Origin of the sequence: Burkholderia plantarii, assembly GCF_001411805.1 — a bacterium.
In the GTDB taxonomy this organism is placed as follows: domain Bacteria; phylum Pseudomonadota; class Gammaproteobacteria; order Burkholderiales; family Burkholderiaceae; genus Burkholderia; species Burkholderia plantarii.
In genome coordinates this window covers 1,905,810-1,922,462 of the sequence record NZ_CP007212.1, presented here as the reverse complement: position 1 = coordinate 1,922,462, position 16,653 = coordinate 1,905,810, and the positions used below count along the sequence as shown (strand labels likewise).

Sequence of the window (16,653 nt, the reverse complement as noted above, 5' to 3'; positions counted from 1 at the left end):
TATGGATACGTTTCTTTCAAAACAAATTCAAGCCTGTTCATATTCCCGTTCAATACCGTTTTTTATCTAGGGATTAATCCCGATCCGTGAACGGAAAGCGGACGTGGAAACAATTCCCCGGCGTACACTGAATCCGCCGTGCGCCCCGCCGGGCGGCCCTCGCCGCCCTCCGCGCCAACCCCACCAAGGAGACCTCCGCCATGAGCTGGACCCGGGAACAGAGAAACGTGACGATCGCCGCCTATTTAGGCTGGACCCTCGACGCATTCGACTTCTTTCTGATGGTATTCGTGCTGAAAGACATCGCGGCGGAATTCCATACCAAGATCCCGGCGGTCGCCTTCGCGGTAACCCTGACGCTGGCCATGCGGCCGCTCGGTGCGCTGATCTTCGGCCGGCTCGCCGACCGCTTCGGCCGCCGTCCCACGCTGATGATCAACATCGCCATCTACTCGCTGCTCGAACTCGCCTCCGGCTTCGCGCCGAGCCTCGCCGCGCTGCTCGTGATGCGCGCGCTGTTCGGCATCGCGATGGGCGGCGAATGGGGCGTGGGCTCCGCGCTGACGATGGAAACGGTGCCGCCCCAGTCGCGCGGGATCGTCTCGGGGCTGCTGCAGGCCGGCTATCCGAGCGGCTATCTGCTCGCCTCGGTGGTGTTCGGCGTGCTCTACCAGTACATCGGCTGGCGCGGGATGTTCATGATCGGCGTGCTGCCCGCGCTGCTGGTGCTCTACGTGCGCTCGCACGTACCCGAATCGCCGGCCTGGAAGCAGATGGAGAAGCGCCCGCGGCCGAGCCTGGTGGCTACGCTGCGGCAGAACTGGAAGCTGTCGGTCTACGCGGTGGTGCTGATGACGGCATTCAACTTCTTCTCGCACGGCACGCAGGATCTGTATCCGACCTTCCTGCGCGAACAACATCACTTCGATCCGCACACCGTGTCGTGGATCACGATCGTGCTGAACATCGGCGCGATCGTCGGCGGCCTCGCGTTCGGTTCGCTTTCCGAAAAGATCGGCCGGCGCCGCGCGATCTTCATCGCCGCGCTGATCGCGCTGCCGGTGCTGCCGCTGTGGGCGTTCTCGACCGGCGCGGTGGCGCTGGCCGCCGGCGCGTTCCTGATGCAGATCTCGGTGCAGGGCGCGTGGGGGGTGATCCCGGTCCACCTGAACGAGATCTCGCCCGACGAGATCCGCGCGACCTTCCCCGGCTTCGTCTACCAGCTCGGCAACCTGCTCGCCTCGGGCAACGCGACGATGCAGGCGCAACTGGCCGTCAACAACGGCAACGACTACGGCCATGCGCTCGCGCTGGTGGCCGGCGTGGTCGCGGTGGTGATCGCTTCGCTGATCCTGTTCAGCCGCGAACGGCGCGGCATCGACATGACGCAGAGCGCCGCGCAGGTCTCCGCGGCCCGCTAGCGCGCACGCAGCGCATCATCGCGTGAAGCGCGCCACGCCGCGCTTCACGCGAAACGATGCTGCAACGCACATCGCCTCTAGAGGAATCCGCCCACAAACAACGCTTGCCGCCCGCCCCCGCGCCTTTTTATCTTAATAAAAACGCTTGTTTCAATTACAGATTTGAATCGCTCGTTCGGTCACCGAAACAGCGATCATGGGAGGCGACATGGCGGTTCGGCAAGCCAGCCGGCAAACCGGCGGCACGAAGGCGCGCATTCTCGACGCGGCGGAAGACCTGTTCGTCGAACACGGCTTCGAAGCCATGTCGATGCGACAGATCACGTCGCGCGCCGCGGTGAATCTCGCGGCGGTCAATTACCATTTCGGCAGCAAGGAAGCGCTGATCCACGCGATGCTGTCGCGCCGCCTCGATCAACTGAACGACGAACGGCTGCGCATCCTCGACCGCTTCGAGGCGCAGCTCGGCGAAGGCATCACTTGCGAGCACGTGCTCGGCGCGATGTTCATCCCGGCGCTGCAGGCCTCGCGTGATCCGCAGCGCGGCGGCCGCGCGTTCCTGCGCCTGATCGGCCGCGCCTATACCGATCCGTCCACCTTCGTACGCAGCTTCCTGGCCGCGCACTACGCGAGCGTGGCCGGCCGCTTCTTCGACGCGTTCCAGCGCGCGCTGCCGCAACTGCCGCGCTCCGAGCTGGGCTGGCGCCTGCACTATGCGATCGGCGCGCTGTCGGGCGCGCTCGCGGGCGCCGAGACCGACAGCCTGCTCGACGATTTCTCGCAGGGCCGCACCATGAACGACGTGCAGATGATCGCGCGGCTGTCCTCGCTGATCGTCGCCGCGCTGAAGGCGCCGATGCCTGACGCGGGGCAGATGTCGATCTTCGCGGCCGTGCTCGACGACGCGCAGCGCGGCAGCACCGTGCCGCCAAACGGCGGCGAGCTGCCGGCGGGACCGTTCGGCGCCTCGGCCGGCACGCGGCTGCATGCGCGGCACGCGTCCTGAGCCGCGCGCCGCGCACGAACCACGGACACCCGCAGGCACCGCACACGCACCCGGCACGCCGGACCCACGAACGGCACGCCCCCTGCACCCGATACACCGCGCGCCGCGCGCGGCGGCGCCGCTCGCATGCGAGCGGCCGGCCGCACGCGCTCGGCCGCCTGACATCACGACTCTGGAGACACGCGATGAACGCCTCCGCTGCTTCGCTCAGCACGCCGGTGCCGAACACCGACGGCATCTGGTTCCCCTCCTATCCGCGCGGCGTTCCGCACGAGATCGACATCACGCAGTACGGCTCGCTCGTCGAATACTTCGACGAATGCGCGACGCGCTTCGCCGAGCGCGTCGCCTATGTCAGCGCCGGCTCGAACCTGAGCTACGCCGCGCTCGCGCGCAAGGCCGAAGCGTTCGCGGCCTACCTGCAGCACTCGTTGGGCGTGAAGCCGGGCGACCGCGTCGCGATCATGCTGCCGAACTCGTTCCAGTATCCGGTCACGCTGTTCGGCACGCTGAAGGCCGGCGCGGTGGTGGTCAACGTCAATCCGCTCTATACCGCGCGCGAACTCGCGCATCAGTTGAAGGACAGCGGCGCGCAGACCATCGTCGTGTTCGAGAACTTCGCGCGCACGCTCGAGGAAGCGCTGCCCGGCACCGCCGTGCGCAACGTGGTGGTGACCGCGCTCGGCGACCTGCTCGGCGAGGGCTTCAACGCGAAGGGCCGGCTCGTCAATTTCGTGCTCAAGCGCGTGAAGAAGCTCGTGCCGCCCTATCACCTGCCGCAGGCGGTGCGGCTGCGCGCGGCGCTGGCCGCCGGCGCCCGCTCGCGCGCCACGCCCGTCACGCTCACGCGCGCCGATCTGGCGTTCCTGCAATACACGGGCGGCACCACCGGCGTGGCGAAGGGCGCGATGCTCACGCACGGCAACCTGATCGCGAACCTCCTGCAGGCCAAGGCCTGGATCGCCGACCAGATGTCGGACGAGATCGAGACCGTGCTCACGCCGCTGCCGCTCTATCACATCTATTCGCTGACCGTGAACGCGCTGATCTTCATGGGCCTGGGCGGACGCAACATCCTGATCGCGAACCCGCGCGACACGACGATGATGATGAAGGTGCTTCGTAACGAAACCTTCACCGGTATCACCGGCATCAACACGCTCTACAACGCGTTTCTCGACAACGCCGAATTCCGCGCCCGCGATTTCTCGAAGCTGAAGCTCGCGATGGCGGGCGGCATGGCGATGCAGCGCGCGGTCGCCGAACGCTTCAAGGAGGTCACCGGCCAGCCGGTGGTGGAAGGCTACGGGCTCACCGAATGCTCGCCGATCGTGACGATGAATCCGGTCGACCTGAACGACATGCACGACTTCAGCGGCTCGATCGGCCTGCCGGCGCCGTCCACCGTGGTGCGTTTCCGGCGCGAGGACGGCACCTGGGCCGCGATCGGCGAGCCCGGCGAACTCTGCGTGCGCGGCCCGCAGGTGATGCTCGGCTACTGGCAGCGCCCCGACGAGACCGCCAAGGTGCTCGACCGTGACGGCTGGCTCGCCACCGGCGACATCGGCGTGATGGACGAGCGCGGCTTCGTGCGGCTGATCGATCGCAAGAAGGACATGATCCTGGTGTCGGGTTTCAACGTGTATCCGAACGAGATCGAGGAAGTGCTGGTGATGCATCCCGGCATCAGCGAGGCCGCCGCGATCGGCGTGCCCGACACGGCGCACGGCGAGCGGATCAAGGCCTTCGTCGTGCGACGCGACATGGCCCTCACCGTCGACGAGGTGCTCGCGCACTGCCGCAAGAACCTGACGGGCTACAAGATGCCAAAGGCAGTGGAGTTTCGCGAGGCGCTGCCGCAAACCAATGTCGGCAAGATCCTGCGCCGCGCGCTGCGCGACGAGGAGCTCGCGAAGCTCAAGCAGCCGGCGCAACCGTGATCCGGCATCCCCGACGTTTCCAGGAGAGTTGCATGCGTTCGAGTTTCACCCCGCGTCCGTTGCGCCGCTTCGCGCTGCCGTTGACGATCGCCGCCGCGAGCGTGGTCGCCACGGCCGCGTTCGCTCCCCCGGCCCGCGCCCAGACCGCGGCGGACACGGCGCCCGCGCCCGCCGCCGCGCTGCCGCCCGAACTCGCGCGCGTCGTCCAGCAGGACGTCACGCAGCAGGCCGCGTGGCTCAAGGCGGCCGCGCGCGACGGCACGCTCGAGAAGCTGGACGACGCGACGCTGACCGCCCTGTTCAGCGCGCTCGATCCGATGACGGTGCCGGCCTACATCGCGGCCGGCCCGAACGGCTATCCCGCGTACGAATTCACGATGACACGCCAGGAACGGATCGGCGACAGCTGGGCCGACAAGCCCGACCACATGCTCGTGAAGATGACGCGCGAGCCGCTGCGGATCTACGCGAAATGGCTGCCGGGCGGCCCGCACGCAGGCCAGGAGGCGATCTACGACGAGACCAAGCGCAAGGACGAGATGTATGGCCACCTCGGCGGCCTGCTCGGCAAGTTCCCGCTGTGGACCGCGATCGACGGCAGGCTCGCGCGCGCGCAGTCGAACCATACGATCCGCGATCTCGGCACCGAATTCGTGGCGGCGCAATACCTGAGCGAAGGCAAGAAATACGCGGCGGCCGGCGTCAGCAAGCCGACCCGTGTCGAGGCGAAGACGATCGACGGCGTGCGCGTGGTGGCGCTGACCTACGAAACCCCGGCCGGGCGCCCGCAGTTCTACGCGAAAAAGGAAACGCTCGGCCTGGACCTGCGCCATCCCTATTTCCGGACGGTCGAATCCTACGGCAACGACGGCAAGATCTTCGAGCGGATCGTGTTCGAGACGATCACGCCGAAAAGCTTCGACGACACCACGTTCGACCCGAAGAACCCCGACTACAAATATTGAGCGGCGCGCACGGACCGGCCGCCGTCGGGCGGCGTGCCGGCCTCGGCGCCCCGTCGCGAGCGGTGCCCTGACCGCCGGTCCGCGCCAGCACAATAACGCGACAAAATGCCCGATTTCCTTCGGCCGCTGCCGTGCCAGACCCGCTCGTCGGGGGTCGCATCCGCTCTCCACGGGCCGTCCGGGCCATTCGGCCGATCACACTTCGCGCGCCGAACGTCTATAGTGGGTAACGGTTGGACACAAACGTCCCCGCACGCATCTCATATGAACAGGGTAGAATCCCGCACAAGCGCTCCGCGGACAGCGCGGCGCGCAACCATGCAAAACCCTCATCTGACGCCGGCTCAAGCCGCTTCTCAATGGCCAATCCTGCAGAATCCCATCCGCAAAACGACTTCATCAACGCCGCTCGCAAGGAACGCAAGCGCGTCGAAATCTACCTCGTCAACGGCATCCGCCTGACGGGCTGTATCGAGTCGTTCGATCAGTACCTGGTGATGCTGCGCACGCCCGTCGGTTTGCAAGGCATCTACAAACGCGCGATCTCCACGATCCAGCTCGACATGGGCGGCTCGCGGCCCGGCGGCGGCGGCCGCGGCGGCCCCCGCACGGGCGGCGGCGGCCATGGCGGCGGCCGGCCGCCGCGCGAAGGCGGCGGTCACAACCCCTACGGCTCGCACGGCGGCCCGCGCGAATCGCGCGGCGAGGGGCGCGGTGAAGGCCGCAGCGAAGGCTACACGCCGCGCGAACCCCGCGAGCCGCGTGAGCCCCGCGAGTACAGCGCGCCGCGCGAATACAGCAGCTCACGCGACTATCACGCGCCGCGCGAATCGCACGAAGGCGTCTCGACGCCGCCCGAGCGCTCCGGCAACAGCCCGGTGATCGTCACGCGCCGCCGGCGCCCGCTCGGCCCCACCAGCGGCAACAACGAGTAAACGCGAAACGGGCAAGCTGCAAGGCTTGCCCGTTTCGTTTCCCCGCTTTGTTTCTCCGCCGCGCCCCGGTCCGATTCCGGCCAGGATCTCCGGCAGCCACCTTCCCGCCAGCTTTCCTGCTCAGGCGCCGCGGCATGGCACCGCCCGAGCGGCGCATGCCACCGCGAACCGTCCTAGCGGTCGCCCGGCAGCCCGGCGTCGGCCTGGCGCTGCAACGACCGGACCTGCATCTGCAGCTGGCGCAACTGGGCCTGCAGCGCATCGCGCTGGGCCTGCAGTGCCGCCGCTTCGGTGCGCGTGGCCTTCTGGCGATTGTTGACGGCGGCCTGCTGCTCGCGCGCGACCTGCAGATCGGCCTGCAGGCGGTTCGCGCGCTCTTGCACGACGGCGATCTGCTTGTCCGTCTGCGCCTTCTGGGCCTCGAGCCGCGTTGCCTGCAATTCCGAGGCGGCGAGCGATTCGGCCTGCTTCGAGAAGTCGTGGAACACCGCTTCGGCACGCGCCTCGTTGGTGGTCTTGACCACGCGCCAGAACGCCTTCTGCTGGAACAGCGCCACGTAGTAAGTCGCGTTCTGGATGCTGAACAGCAGGCTCGCGCCGTAGCTGCCGTTGTAGGCGGTGCGCATCTCGGTCAGCGAATGTGACTGGATCAGTTGCTGAAGCTCGTCGATCGTGCTCTGCGCCGTGGCGCCGCCCGCCGGTACCTGGGCGGCCGGGGTGGTCGGCGGCAACGCACCGGTGGCGGCCGGCGCCGCGTTCACCACGCCGCCCGAAGCGGCGACCGGCGCCGCCGCGTCGTCACTGCCGGCCAGACCCTGCGCCAATGCAACCTGAAGTCCCCCCGCCATCATCAAACCTGCAACAAATGTGCGCCCCAAAACCCGTTTATGACTCATGTAGAGATTCCTGCACAGATTTAGTTGTATTTCTGACCGCAATCCAGCCATTATCACTCACTTTCGCGCGCCTCGGGCTCTTCGTCGAAAATCTGGTACTTGCGCATCTTTTCCCACAAGACCTTGCGACTGATACCGAGATGCTGCGCGGTATCCTGGCGGCGCCAACCGTTTGCGTCAAGTGCCGCGATCACGCGATTGCGTTCGGTCATGTCCCACTTGCTGCGGTCGACGTAGACCTCGGCCGCGCTTTCGGCCGGCACCGGCTGCACGGCGCGCGCGTGGGAGATCAGCCGCTGCAGCCGCGCGGCGTCCCAGGCCCCGGTCTGGCGCACCGTCACGCCGACCCGCTCGGCCAGATTGCGCAGCTCGCGCACGTTGCCGGGGAAGTAGGTGTCGGCCACCGCGTCGGCGAGCCAGTACGGCAGGTCCGGCAGCGTGCCGAGCCGGTCGTCGCCCACCACCTCGGCGACGAACGACTTGAACAGCGCGATCTTGTCGACGGCACCGCGCTCCTCCAGCGACGGGATGCCGAGTTCGATCACCGCAAGCCGATAGTAAAGGTCGGCGCGGAACGTGCCCTCCTTCACGAGCTGCGGCAGCTTCTTGTTGCTGGCCGCGACGAGCCGGAAATCGACCTTGAGCGGCGCGCTCGCGCCGACCCGCAACACCGTGCCGTCCTCCAGCACGCGCAGCAGCTTCACCTGCTGGTAGAGCGGCAGATCGCCGACCTCGTCGAGGAACAGCGTGCCGCCGGCCGCCTGTTCGAAGTAGCCCTTGTGCGCGACCACCGCGCCCGTGAACGAGCCCTTCGCGTGGCCGAAGAACAGCGACTCGAACAGGCCGTCCGGAATCGCGCCGCAGTTGACCGGCACGAACTCGCCGTGCCGGTAGCGCGAGTGCTTCTCGTGCAGCAGCTGGGCGATGCGCTCCTTGCCCACGCCGGTCTCGCCATGCAGCAGCACGTTGGTATCGCAGTCGGCGAACGTGTCCACCTCCTGCAGGAGCGCCTGCATCGGCTCGGAATGGGCGACCAGCATGGCCGGCGCCGAAGTCTTCGCGGCGTGCGCGCGCAACTGCGCGACCAGCTTCGTCACCAGGCCGCGCAGTTCCGCACAGGTGAAGTCGAGCGGCAGGATGTGAGAGTACTCGGGCGGATACGAGGCGGCGTCCGCACCGCCGCGCGCGGCGCCGACCCACACCACCGGCATGCCGATGTTGGCCTGCCACTCCGACAGGAAGGCCGCGCCGCTCTCGATCATGCTGATGCTGATGATCGCGAGCGACGGCCGCGCGGCGGCCCGCTCGGGCGACAGCGCGACGTTGTCGGCACGGATCACCTCGACGTCGAAGCTGGCCATGCAGCGCGCGACGCGGTCGACGATGTCCGCCTTGCCTTCCCAGACGTACAGATCGAGTCCCTCGATTGCAGGTGTATTTCTCATCGGATACCAGTCAATGCATTCAGTAGACCGTCTGCGCGACCCCGCAATTCAGCGAGATCTGATGGACGGTGGCCGCCCCGACCTGCACCCCGAGCAGGTTCAGCAGCGGAACGATGACGGCGTCGAGCGAGCTGAGCAGCGGGCCCAGCGCGCTGGTCAGGATGCCGAGCACGGTCGAGACGAAATTCCCCGGCACGCTGACGACGGACGTGCCGAACAGCGCCACGTTCGGCGTGATCTTGGCGCTCGACAGCTGCGCGAGCGCATTGGCCAGCGCCGAGCCGAGCGCATTCGAGTTGACCGTCCAGTAATTGGCATCGAGCCCTGCCACGCCGCTGAACACGTGGGTGGCCGGCGCACCCTGCACCTTCACCGAAATGTTCGAGAGCGACACCGTCAATTGCGCGACGTTGACGAGGTTCAGCAGCGTGAGCTTGGCGTTGACGATCTGCGCGGGACTCGTGCAGCTGTACGACGACGACAGGTTGATCAGCCCCTTCGCATTCAGCGGCGGCGTGCCGATGCAGAGATTGGCGATGCCCGGCGTGGCCTTGATGGTCGCCGTGCTCGCCTGCGGGGTCTGCGCGCATCGGGTCGATTCGAGTACCGCGGTACCGGTGCCGGCCTGGATGTAGATCGGCAGCGTGACGTCGACGTTGACGCCGACCAATTGCAGCAGCGGCCCCAGGATCGGCAGCGTCTGGGTGCCGAGGTCGACCACCAGGTAGACGCCGGCCGCGGCCGTCGAGGCCTGGGTGCGCCAGTTGCCGTTGGCGTCCTTGCCGCCCTCGCCGACGGCGATCGACGGCGGGCTGATGATCTGCACCTGCAACTGCGTGCCGGTCAGGCCGCCGAGCGCGAGCGCCGGCATATTGAGCGCCACGGCGTTGCCGGAATTGGCGATCTCGGCACCCACCATCACCAGGTCGAGCAGGTTGACCTGGGCGTCGGCGGCCGACTTGGTGTCGGCCAGCGCCACGTTGAGCACGCCGTTCGGGCCGCCGAGGTTGATGTTCGCGGAATTCACGGTGGCCGAGCCGAGCACCTGCAGCGCGCCGATGGCCGCCTGCAGGTTCGCGTTGACCACGCTGGTCTGGCTCGCCGCGCTCGCCACCACGCTCAGGAACTTGCTCAGCGACAGCTTCGCGGCCAGCAGCTGATCGATCGTGCCCGCCTGGGCCGCCAGCGCGAGATCGCCGAGCTTGATGCTGGTGCAGGCCAGCGCCTGGTACGACACGAGGCTCAGGTTCAAGCCCGACTTGGTGCCGAGCAGCGCGCCGAGCAGCCCGTTGACGAGCCCCGGGTTCGCGCTCGACGAGGCCGGCGTGCCCGCGCAGCTCGTGCCGCTCAGCTGCGCGAGCGTGGCGCCCACCGAGAACACGTCGATCGCGGTCGCGCGCGAGGTCGACCTCGCGTACACCGTGCGGGTCGGCCCGAGGAAGAAGTACGGCACCTGGCGCGACACCGCCACCTGCACCGCGTTGAGCTGCACGGCCGGGCTCGACGCGCCGGGGTTCGGGACCGGCACGTAATAGCTCGGCGCGGGATTGACGGTCGGGTCCCAGCGGCCGCAGCCGATCGAGATGGTGTCGCCGGCGCTCGCGTTGAGGCCGTTGCTGGTCGCGCTCTGGCGCGCGCTGACGGGCGCCTGCGTGCAGGTGGTGTCGAGCCGCTGCACGCCGGCGAGCGCGGCCATGTCGGCGATGCGCTGGAGGTCGCGGCGCTGGAAGAACACGTTGCCGATGTCGAGCATGCCGAGGATCGCGATCATGACCGTCATGAAGATGATCGTCATCATCGCGAACGCGCCGCGCTCGCGGCGGCGCCCGACGATCGCGCCGGCGTGGATCGGCTGGCGCGGGCGGCGCGTCTGGACGGGTTTCATGATCGCCTCGACGGTTATTGCGACTGCAGATCGCCTCCGCCGGACGAACCGCCGCCCGACGAACGCTGGACCGACGTGAACCAGGTCGGAATCGGCTTGGCAAACGACTGCAGGTAGCGCTGATACGCGGACGATGCCGCCGCGCCTTCGAACGGATGCGCCTCGGGGGACGCCGCGCGGTTGCTGCGCTGGAGGTCGAGCCAGGCCGTCGTCGCCGGGCCGACCACCGACGGACGGGGCATGGCCAGCGGCGGCTGTGCCACGGCCACCGGCCGCGGCGGCGCAACGGCAGCCTGCGGCGGCGCCTCCGCAGCCGGCGCTGCAGCTTGTGCCTGCGCTCGTGCCGGCGAAAGCGGCCGGACCACCGGCAGCGGCTGCGGCGCCGCCTGCACCTGCTGCACCTGCTGCACCTGCTGCACCTGCTGCACCTGCTGCACCTGCTGCTCGGCCGGCGCCTGCAGCTGCGCGCCCGAGATCGGCTGCAACTGCTGCTGCAACTGCGCGAGCGCCGGGTCCGCGGCCTGCTGGGCGAATCCGGCCGGCACCGGACCGACCAGGGCAGCCAGCACCACCCACGCGGCAGGACGAACGGGCGGGCGCGGCCGCCAGGATTGGGAATGTCGCATCGTCGGCTCTGTGTCGTGGGTCATTTTTGCGAGAAGCGCTGCAACAGCGGCGCGGCCAGGTCGAAGCCTTCATTGCTCGCGATCGGCGCGGCGCCGGGGCCGGGGCCGGCCGGCCGCGACGCGTCGGCCGGCCCCGGCGGCACCACGGTCAGCTGGCGCATGCGCTGCGCGGCCGTGACCCGGGCCGCGTCGTCGCGAATCTCGGCGCGCACCTGCGGCGTCAGGCGCTGCTGGTCCATCAGGCCCTGCGCATCCTCCGGATGCCCGCTCGCCATCAGGAACAGCGCGACGTTGCTCATGATCCGCGGGTTGCGGTGATCGAGCTCGGCGGCCTTCATCAGCGGCACGCGCGCGCCGCCCGGATCGCCGGCCCGCATCCGCGCGTAGGCGAGATCCGAGAGCGCCGCGGCGTCGGTCGGCGCGAGCAGCGTGGCCTGTTCCAGCAGCCTGGCGGCGCGCGTGAAGTCGCCGCGCGCGCCCGCGATCAAGCCGATGCCGCGATAGCCGCGCGCGGCCAGCGGCGTGTTCAGCAGCTGCGTGTAGGCCTGCTCGCCGGCATCGAGCTGCGAGGTCGCGCGCAGCGCGTCGGCACGCAGCAGCCGGGTATCGGGCGTCGCGCCGTACTGCTTCTCGTATTCGTCGATGTGCGCGAGCGAGGCGTAATAGAGCCCCTGCTGCTGCATGCGGTCGATCAGGCCCAGATACATGCCCGGCGTGTCGGGCGGGTCGACCTTGTCGGCCGCGGCCTGGATCATCGCGGCCCGCTCGGCCTGCGCGCCGACCCCGTAGTTCGCATCCTTGAACAGCGAGCAGCCGCTCGCCAGCCCGGCGACGAGCACGCCGGCCAGCACGGTGCGTCCCTTCGATCGTTTCATCTCGCTGCGCTCCTCTTCATGGTGTCGCCCGCCGTCAGCGCTTCATGTTCGCGAGCGCGAACACCACGGTCATGATCCCCGGCCCGGCCGTCACGATCAGCAGCGCCGGCAGCAGCGTGACGATCATCACGCCGGTCATCTTCACGGTCAGCCGGCCGATCCGCTCGCGCAGGGTGGCGCGGCGCCCGTCGCGCAGCCGGTCGCCGAACAGCCGCAGCGGCTCCTGCACCGCGCCGCCGTGCTTGTCAACCTGGATCAGCAGCCGCACGATCGAGCGCAGGTCCTCGTTGTCGAAGCTGCTGGTCAGGCGCGCGAGCGACTGCTCGCGCGTGCGCCCCGCCGCGAACTGCCGCTGCGCGACGCCCAGTTCCCACGACAGCACCGGCAGCATGGTGGTGAAGTCGTGCGTGATCACCTGCATGCTCTGGTCGAGCGACAGGCCGACGCCCTGCAGCAGGCGCAGCATGTCGACGAACAGCGGCATCTCGTCGGCCACGCTCTCGCGGCGCGCCGCCGCGCGGCGGCGCACGTAGATCTTCGGGAGCATGAAGCCGGCCGCGAGCGCGAGGAACAGCCCGAACAGCCATTTGCCGGCCCCGCCATGCGCGATGAACGGCAGGATCGCGAGCGGCAGCCCGATCGCGCAGGCCAGCCGCGCCACCAGGAACAGGCCGCGCGAGCGCGCCTCCACGTAGCCGCACTGCTCGAGCAGCTGGCGATCCTCGTCGGCCACCAGTTGCTTGCCGAGGCTGGTGTCGAGCCAGCGCATGCCGATCCGCTCGGCCTGCGCGCGCCACGCCGCGAAGCCGGCCTGCCGCGCCCCGGCCGGCTTGAGCTCGGCGGCCTGCGCCTGCCCGGCGCGCGCGGCCGCGGCGCGGCTCGCCGCCAGACGCTGGTCGAGCGCGGTCGCGAGCGTGCGTTCGCTGCGCTGCAGGAGCAAGGCGCGCACGATCGCCACGCCGGCCAGCAGCAGCACGCCGATCGCCCCCAAGCCCAGCGCCATCGCGCCCAGGTGATGTGCCTCCATTACGCCTCCCCTACCTGAGCCGCGCCATCCGGTACAGCAGATAGCCGCCGAGCATCTGCAGGCCGAACGCCACGTACAGCACGAGGCGGCCGGACTCGTTGATCCACATCGCCGTGAAATACTGCGGATTGGTCGACACCACGAAGCTGCCGACCGCGATCGGCAGCAGGCCGAGCACCCATGCCGACAGGCGCGTCTCCGCCGACATCGCGTGCAGTTCGCGCTCGGCCTGCTCCAGATCGCGCATGAAGGTCGCCATGCGTTCCAGCATCACGTCGGCGCGCCCGCCGTACTTGACCGACAGGCGCAACACCGAGCCCACCAGCTCGAACTCGCGGACGCGGTATTCCCTGGCGATATGCAGCATCGCGCGATCGATCTCCACGCCGGTGCGCAGCATCCTCGACACCTGGTCGAGGCAGCGGCGCAGCGGCATCTCGGTGGTGCCGAGCGCGCCCTGAAACGCGGCCGGCACGCTGTTGCCGAGCGTCACGAGCCGCACCACGCCGTCGAGAAACGACGGCAGCTGCCGGACGATCTTCAGGCGCCGTGCCGAAATTCGCCGCAGCACCCACAGGCAGACCAGCGCGGCGCCGCCGAGCAGCGCCGCGCCGGCCGCCACCCAGCCGCCGCGCGCGCCGGCCACCAGCATCGCCAGCAGCACCAGCCCGGCCAGCACGTAGAGCAGGCCCCGGACCTCCTCGAGGCCGGCTCGATCGCTGATGCCGAGCCACCACGCCTGGGCCCTGGCGCGCCACGCCGCGAGGCCCGCGGCGGCCGTCGTCGGCCGGGCCGCCTGCCCGGCGGGCGGCCTCGCGGCCGCAGCCTTCTGGCGCGTGGGCGCGCTACCGGCACCGCCGGCCGTAGCGGCCGGCACGGCCACCTTCGCGCCCGCCTCCAGGCGGCTGTCGAAGAAGCGCCGCGTGTGCGCGCTCTGCTCGCGCAACTGGCTGCCGCGCCACAGCATCACGCCGGCCGCGGCCAGCAGCAGCGCGAACGACAGCGCCCACAGCACGCCGCTAGACATTGAAGCCTCCGCCGCGGCCGAAGCCGTCCATGCCGCCGCCGAGGTTGCCGATCAGCACGCTGCGAAAGCGCGCGAGCTTCGGCGAATGCGGATGGATGCCGAGCGACTCCCAGTGATCGATCTCCTCGCCCTCGGGCGTCACGCGCGCGTCGTAGCGATAGAGCTCCTGGGTCGCGACGATGTTGTCCGACATGCCGGTCACCTCGGTGATCGACAGGATCCGGCGGCGCCCGTTGGAGAGCCGCCCGATCTGCACGATGAAGTCGATCGCGTTCGAGATCTGGCGGCGCAGGCTCGACTCGGTGCCCTGGAAGCCGGCGAAGCCGGCCAGCATCTCCAGCCGGTACAGGCATTCGCGCGGCGAGCTCGCGTGGATCGTGCCCATCGAGCCGTCGTGGCCGGTGTTCATCGCCTGCAGCATTTCCAGCACCTCGCCGCCGCGCACTTCGCCGACGATGATGCGGTCCGGGCGCATCCGCAGCGTGTTGCGCAGCAGGTCGCGGATGGTCACCACGCCGGTGCCGTCGAAGCCGCCCGGGCGGCTTTCGAGCCGCACCACGTGCGGATGGTTCAGCGACAGCTCGGCGGTGTCCTCGATGGTCACCACGCGTTCGTTCTCGGGCACGTGGAACGCCAGCGCGTTGAGCAGCGAGGTCTTGCCCGAACTCGTGCCGCCCGACACCAGGATGTTGCAGCGCGCCTCCACGGCGGCCTCCAGCAGCGTGCTGATCTCGTCGTTGTAGGTGCTGTTCTCGAGCAGGTCCGACGGCTTCAGCGGGTCCTTGCGGAACTTGCGGATCGACACCACCGGCCCGTCGAGCGAGAGCGGCTCGATCACGACGTTCACGCGCCCGCCGTCGGGCAGCCGCGCGTCGACCATCGGGTTCGATTCGTCGAGCCGGCGCCCGACCGGCGCCAGGATCCGCCGCACGATGCGCAGCAGGTGCGCGTTGTCGGTGAAGCGGATCGGCAGCTTGGCGAGAATCCCGCGGCGCGACACGTAGATGTCGTTGTAGCCGTTGATCAGGATGTCCTCCACCAGCGGATCGCCGAGCAGGTCCTCGATCGGCCCGAAGCCGGCCAGCTCCTTGGTCAGCGCCTCGGCGATCTCGCGCACCTCGCTCTCGTTGAGCGGAATCCGGCGCAGCCGCACGAAGCTGTCGATCTCCAGATCGACGAACTGGTTGATCGCCTGCCGCGACCAGCGCCCGAACTCCGAACCGAGCTCCTCGATGCGGTTCAGCAGATGCTCGTGCGCGGCGTCCTTGATGTCGTGGAACTGCTGCGACTGCGAGAACGGCGCGGCGCCGTCGGCGAATTGGATGTCGTCGTGTGCCATCGCTTACGATCGCTTCGTGGAGGAATGGATGAACCGCTTGAGCGCCGACAGGCCGCTGCCGGCGGCCTGCGACGGCAGCGCCGGATCGGGCGGGGCGGCCGCCGTGAGCCGCTCGACCAGTGCCTCGAGCGCCTTCACGTAGGGATCGCGCTCGGCCGCCTCGACGATCAGGCGGCCCTGGTTCGCCGCGTGGCCGATCGGCACGCGCCGCGCCGGCAGCGTCGCGGCAAGCGGCAGTTCGAGCCGCTCGGCGATCTGCGCGGGCAGCAGGCCGATCGCCGCGTCGTACTGGTTGACCACGAGCCGCACGCGCGCGAGGTTCACACCCTTCTCGCGCAGGTCGTCGAGCAGCTCGACGGCCGACACCACCGAGGCCACGCCCTGGTCGCAGACCAGCCAGGTCTCGTCGCCGAGCGCGACGATCTGGGCGATGAACTCGCGGTTCGTGAAGCCGCCCAGGTCGACGAGTTGCTGGTCGACGAACGCACGCAGCCGGTTGAACAGGCCCGCGCAGGCCGCCGCCGACACCTCGCGCAGGTCGGCCAGGTTCGGCGGCAGCGTGGTCAGCGCCACGCCGCTCGCATGATGCGCGAACGCGGTGTTCACGAAGGTGCGATCGAAGCGGCGCAGGTTGCGCACCGCCTCCACGAAATGCAGCTCGCAGCGCGTGTTGAGGAACAGCGCGCTGTCGCCGGCCGGCAGGCCGAGATCGATCAGCGCGGTACGGCGGCTTTGCGCGGCCACCTTGCGCTGCAGCAGCACCGACAGGTTCGCGGCGAGCGTGCTCACGCCCATTCCGGCGCGCGCGCCGAGCAGCGCGAGCACCTTGCCGTGGCGGCTGGTCGGCTCGCCGAGGTTGTCGAGCAGGCCGCGCGTGATGCGCAGCGCCTCCTCGGCCGGCGCCGAGAAATCGACGAAGTCGCGCACCCCCGCGCGCAGCGCCGAGAGCGCGCTCTCGGGCTCGGTGAGCGTGCCCAGCGCGATCACCGGCAGGCCCGGATAGGCGATGCGCACCGCCGACACCGCCGCGCTCGCGCCCGCCTGCTCGCCCGCGAAGTCGATGAACACCAGGGCTGGATTGAGCCCGCCGATACGCTGCACCAGCACCGCCGGGTCGAGCGGCGAGGCCTCGACCGCGCCGGTCGAGAGGAGCGTCTGCGCGAGCCAGCGCACGCGTTCGGCACGCGGCGAGGCGCAGATGAAATGATCGGTGACGGCGGGCTCAGCCAATGATTGAGTTCTCGCGTTCATGTTGAACACTCCCCG

14 protein-coding genes are annotated in these 16,653 nt (G+C 69.2%); 5 read left to right on the top strand and 9 right to left on the bottom strand.

Features of this window, described 5'->3' with window-relative positions:
* Positions 1-200: 200 nt before the first annotated feature.
* From bpln_RS08185 to hfq, 5 genes are all read left to right on the top strand, one after another.
* A complete protein-coding gene (locus bpln_RS08185; RefSeq protein ID WP_042624745.1) occupies positions 201-1,421 on the top strand; it encodes an MFS transporter in 1,221 nt (406 codons plus the stop codon).
* A gap of 208 nt (positions 1,422-1,629) precedes the next feature.
* Positions 1,630-2,427, top strand: coding sequence for a TetR/AcrR family transcriptional regulator (locus bpln_RS08180; RefSeq protein WP_055139480.1), 798 nt, complete (start codon positions 1,630-1,632; stop codon positions 2,425-2,427).
* A gap of 185 nt (positions 2,428-2,612) precedes the next feature.
* Positions 2,613-4,367: an AMP-binding protein gene (locus bpln_RS08175; protein ID WP_042624744.1), complete on the top strand. Its 1,755-nt coding sequence runs from the start codon at positions 2,613-2,615 to the stop codon at positions 4,365-4,367.
* A 32-nt stretch (positions 4,368-4,399) separates the two neighbouring features.
* Positions 4,400-5,332 carry a DUF1571 domain-containing protein gene (locus bpln_RS08170; protein WP_055138547.1) on the top strand — a complete coding sequence of 311 codons (933 nt, stop codon included), beginning with the start codon at positions 4,400-4,402 and terminating at the stop codon, positions 5,330-5,332.
* Between the two features lie 359 nt (positions 5,333-5,691).
* Positions 5,692-6,267, top strand: coding sequence for an RNA chaperone Hfq (gene hfq / locus bpln_RS08165; RefSeq protein WP_055138546.1), 576 nt, complete (start codon positions 5,692-5,694; stop codon positions 6,265-6,267).
* A gap of 173 nt (positions 6,268-6,440) precedes the next feature.
* Here the strand turns inward: hfq and bpln_RS08160 are convergent, their stop codons facing one another.
* The 9 genes from bpln_RS08160 to bpln_RS08120 are packed head-to-tail and all read right to left on the bottom strand — an operon-like array spanning position 6,441 to position 16,638.
* Positions 6,441-7,163 (bottom strand): DUF2968 domain-containing protein, encoded by a 723-nt coding sequence (locus tag bpln_RS08160; RefSeq protein WP_055138545.1) that lies wholly within the window; start codon positions 7,161-7,163, stop codon positions 6,441-6,443.
* A 53-nt stretch (positions 7,164-7,216) separates the two neighbouring features.
* Positions 7,217-8,608: a sigma 54-interacting transcriptional regulator gene (locus bpln_RS08155; protein WP_055138544.1), complete on the bottom strand. Its 1,392-nt coding sequence runs from the start codon at positions 8,606-8,608 to the stop codon at positions 7,217-7,219.
* 19 nt (positions 8,609-8,627) lie between these two features.
* Complete coding sequence (locus bpln_RS08150; RefSeq protein ID WP_055138543.1) at positions 8,628-10,493, bottom strand: TadG family pilus assembly protein; 1,866 nt, start codon at positions 10,491-10,493, stop codon at positions 8,628-8,630.
* 14 nt (positions 10,494-10,507) lie between these two features.
* Positions 10,508-11,119 carry a DUF3613 domain-containing protein gene (locus bpln_RS08145; RefSeq protein WP_244131888.1) on the bottom strand — a complete coding sequence of 204 codons (612 nt, stop codon included), beginning with the start codon at positions 11,117-11,119 and terminating at the stop codon, positions 10,508-10,510.
* Positions 11,120-11,139: 20 nt separating this feature from the next.
* Entirely contained in the window at positions 11,140-11,994 is an 855-nt protein-coding gene (locus tag bpln_RS08140; RefSeq protein ID WP_055138541.1) for a tetratricopeptide repeat protein, read from the bottom strand.
* 34 nt (positions 11,995-12,028) lie between these two features.
* Positions 12,029-13,021, bottom strand: a complete 993-nt coding sequence (locus bpln_RS08135) for a type II secretion system F family protein (protein ID WP_042624737.1) — start codon at positions 13,019-13,021, stop codon at positions 12,029-12,031.
* A gap of 10 nt (positions 13,022-13,031) precedes the next feature.
* Complete coding sequence (locus tag bpln_RS08130; RefSeq protein WP_055138540.1) at positions 13,032-14,048, bottom strand: type II secretion system F family protein; 1,017 nt, start codon at positions 14,046-14,048, stop codon at positions 13,032-13,034.
* Positions 14,041-15,387 (bottom strand): TadA family conjugal transfer-associated ATPase, encoded by a 1,347-nt coding sequence (locus bpln_RS08125; protein WP_042624735.1) that lies wholly within the window; start codon positions 15,385-15,387, stop codon positions 14,041-14,043. The genes bpln_RS08130 and bpln_RS08125 overlap by 8 nt, the downstream gene beginning before the upstream one ends.
* A gap of 3 nt (positions 15,388-15,390) precedes the next feature.
* Positions 15,391-16,638, bottom strand: a complete 1,248-nt coding sequence (locus bpln_RS08120) for a fimbrial protein (protein WP_055138539.1) — start codon at positions 16,636-16,638, stop codon at positions 15,391-15,393.
* Positions 16,639-16,653: the final 15 nt, after the last annotated feature.

Coding starts and splice junctions, on each gene's coding strand:
- bpln_RS08185 (WP_042624745.1), top strand. CDS start 201: ATGAGCTGGACCCGGGAACAGAGAAACGTGACGATCGCCGCCTATTTA.
- bpln_RS08180 (WP_055139480.1), top strand. CDS start 1,630: ATGGCGGTTCGGCAAGCCAGCCGGCAAACCGGCGGCACGAAGGCGCGC.
- bpln_RS08175 (WP_042624744.1), top strand. CDS start 2,613: ATGAACGCCTCCGCTGCTTCGCTCAGCACGCCGGTGCCGAACACCGAC.
- bpln_RS08170 (WP_055138547.1), top strand. CDS start 4,400: ATGCGTTCGAGTTTCACCCCGCGTCCGTTGCGCCGCTTCGCGCTGCCG.
- hfq (WP_055138546.1), top strand. CDS start 5,692: ATGGCCAATCCTGCAGAATCCCATCCGCAAAACGACTTCATCAACGCC.
- bpln_RS08160 (WP_055138545.1), bottom strand. CDS start 7,163: ATGAGTCATAAACGGGTTTTGGGGCGCACATTTGTTGCAGGTTTGATG.
- bpln_RS08155 (WP_055138544.1), bottom strand. CDS start 8,608: ATGAGAAATACACCTGCAATCGAGGGACTCGATCTGTACGTCTGGGAA.
- bpln_RS08150 (WP_055138543.1), bottom strand. CDS start 10,493: ATGAAACCCGTCCAGACGCGCCGCCCGCGCCAGCCGATCCACGCCGGC.
- bpln_RS08145 (WP_244131888.1), bottom strand. CDS start 11,119: ATGCGACATTCCCAATCCTGGCGGCCGCGCCCGCCCGTTCGTCCTGCC.
- bpln_RS08140 (WP_055138541.1), bottom strand. CDS start 11,994: ATGAAACGATCGAAGGGACGCACCGTGCTGGCCGGCGTGCTCGTCGCC.
- bpln_RS08135 (WP_042624737.1), bottom strand. CDS start 13,021: ATGGAGGCACATCACCTGGGCGCGATGGCGCTGGGCTTGGGGGCGATC.
- bpln_RS08130 (WP_055138540.1), bottom strand. CDS start 14,048: ATGTCTAGCGGCGTGCTGTGGGCGCTGTCGTTCGCGCTGCTGCTGGCC.
- bpln_RS08125 (WP_042624735.1), bottom strand. CDS start 15,387: ATGGCACACGACGACATCCAATTCGCCGACGGCGCCGCGCCGTTCTCG.
- bpln_RS08120 (WP_055138539.1), bottom strand. CDS start 16,638: ATGAACGCGAGAACTCAATCATTGGCTGAGCCCGCCGTCACCGATCAT.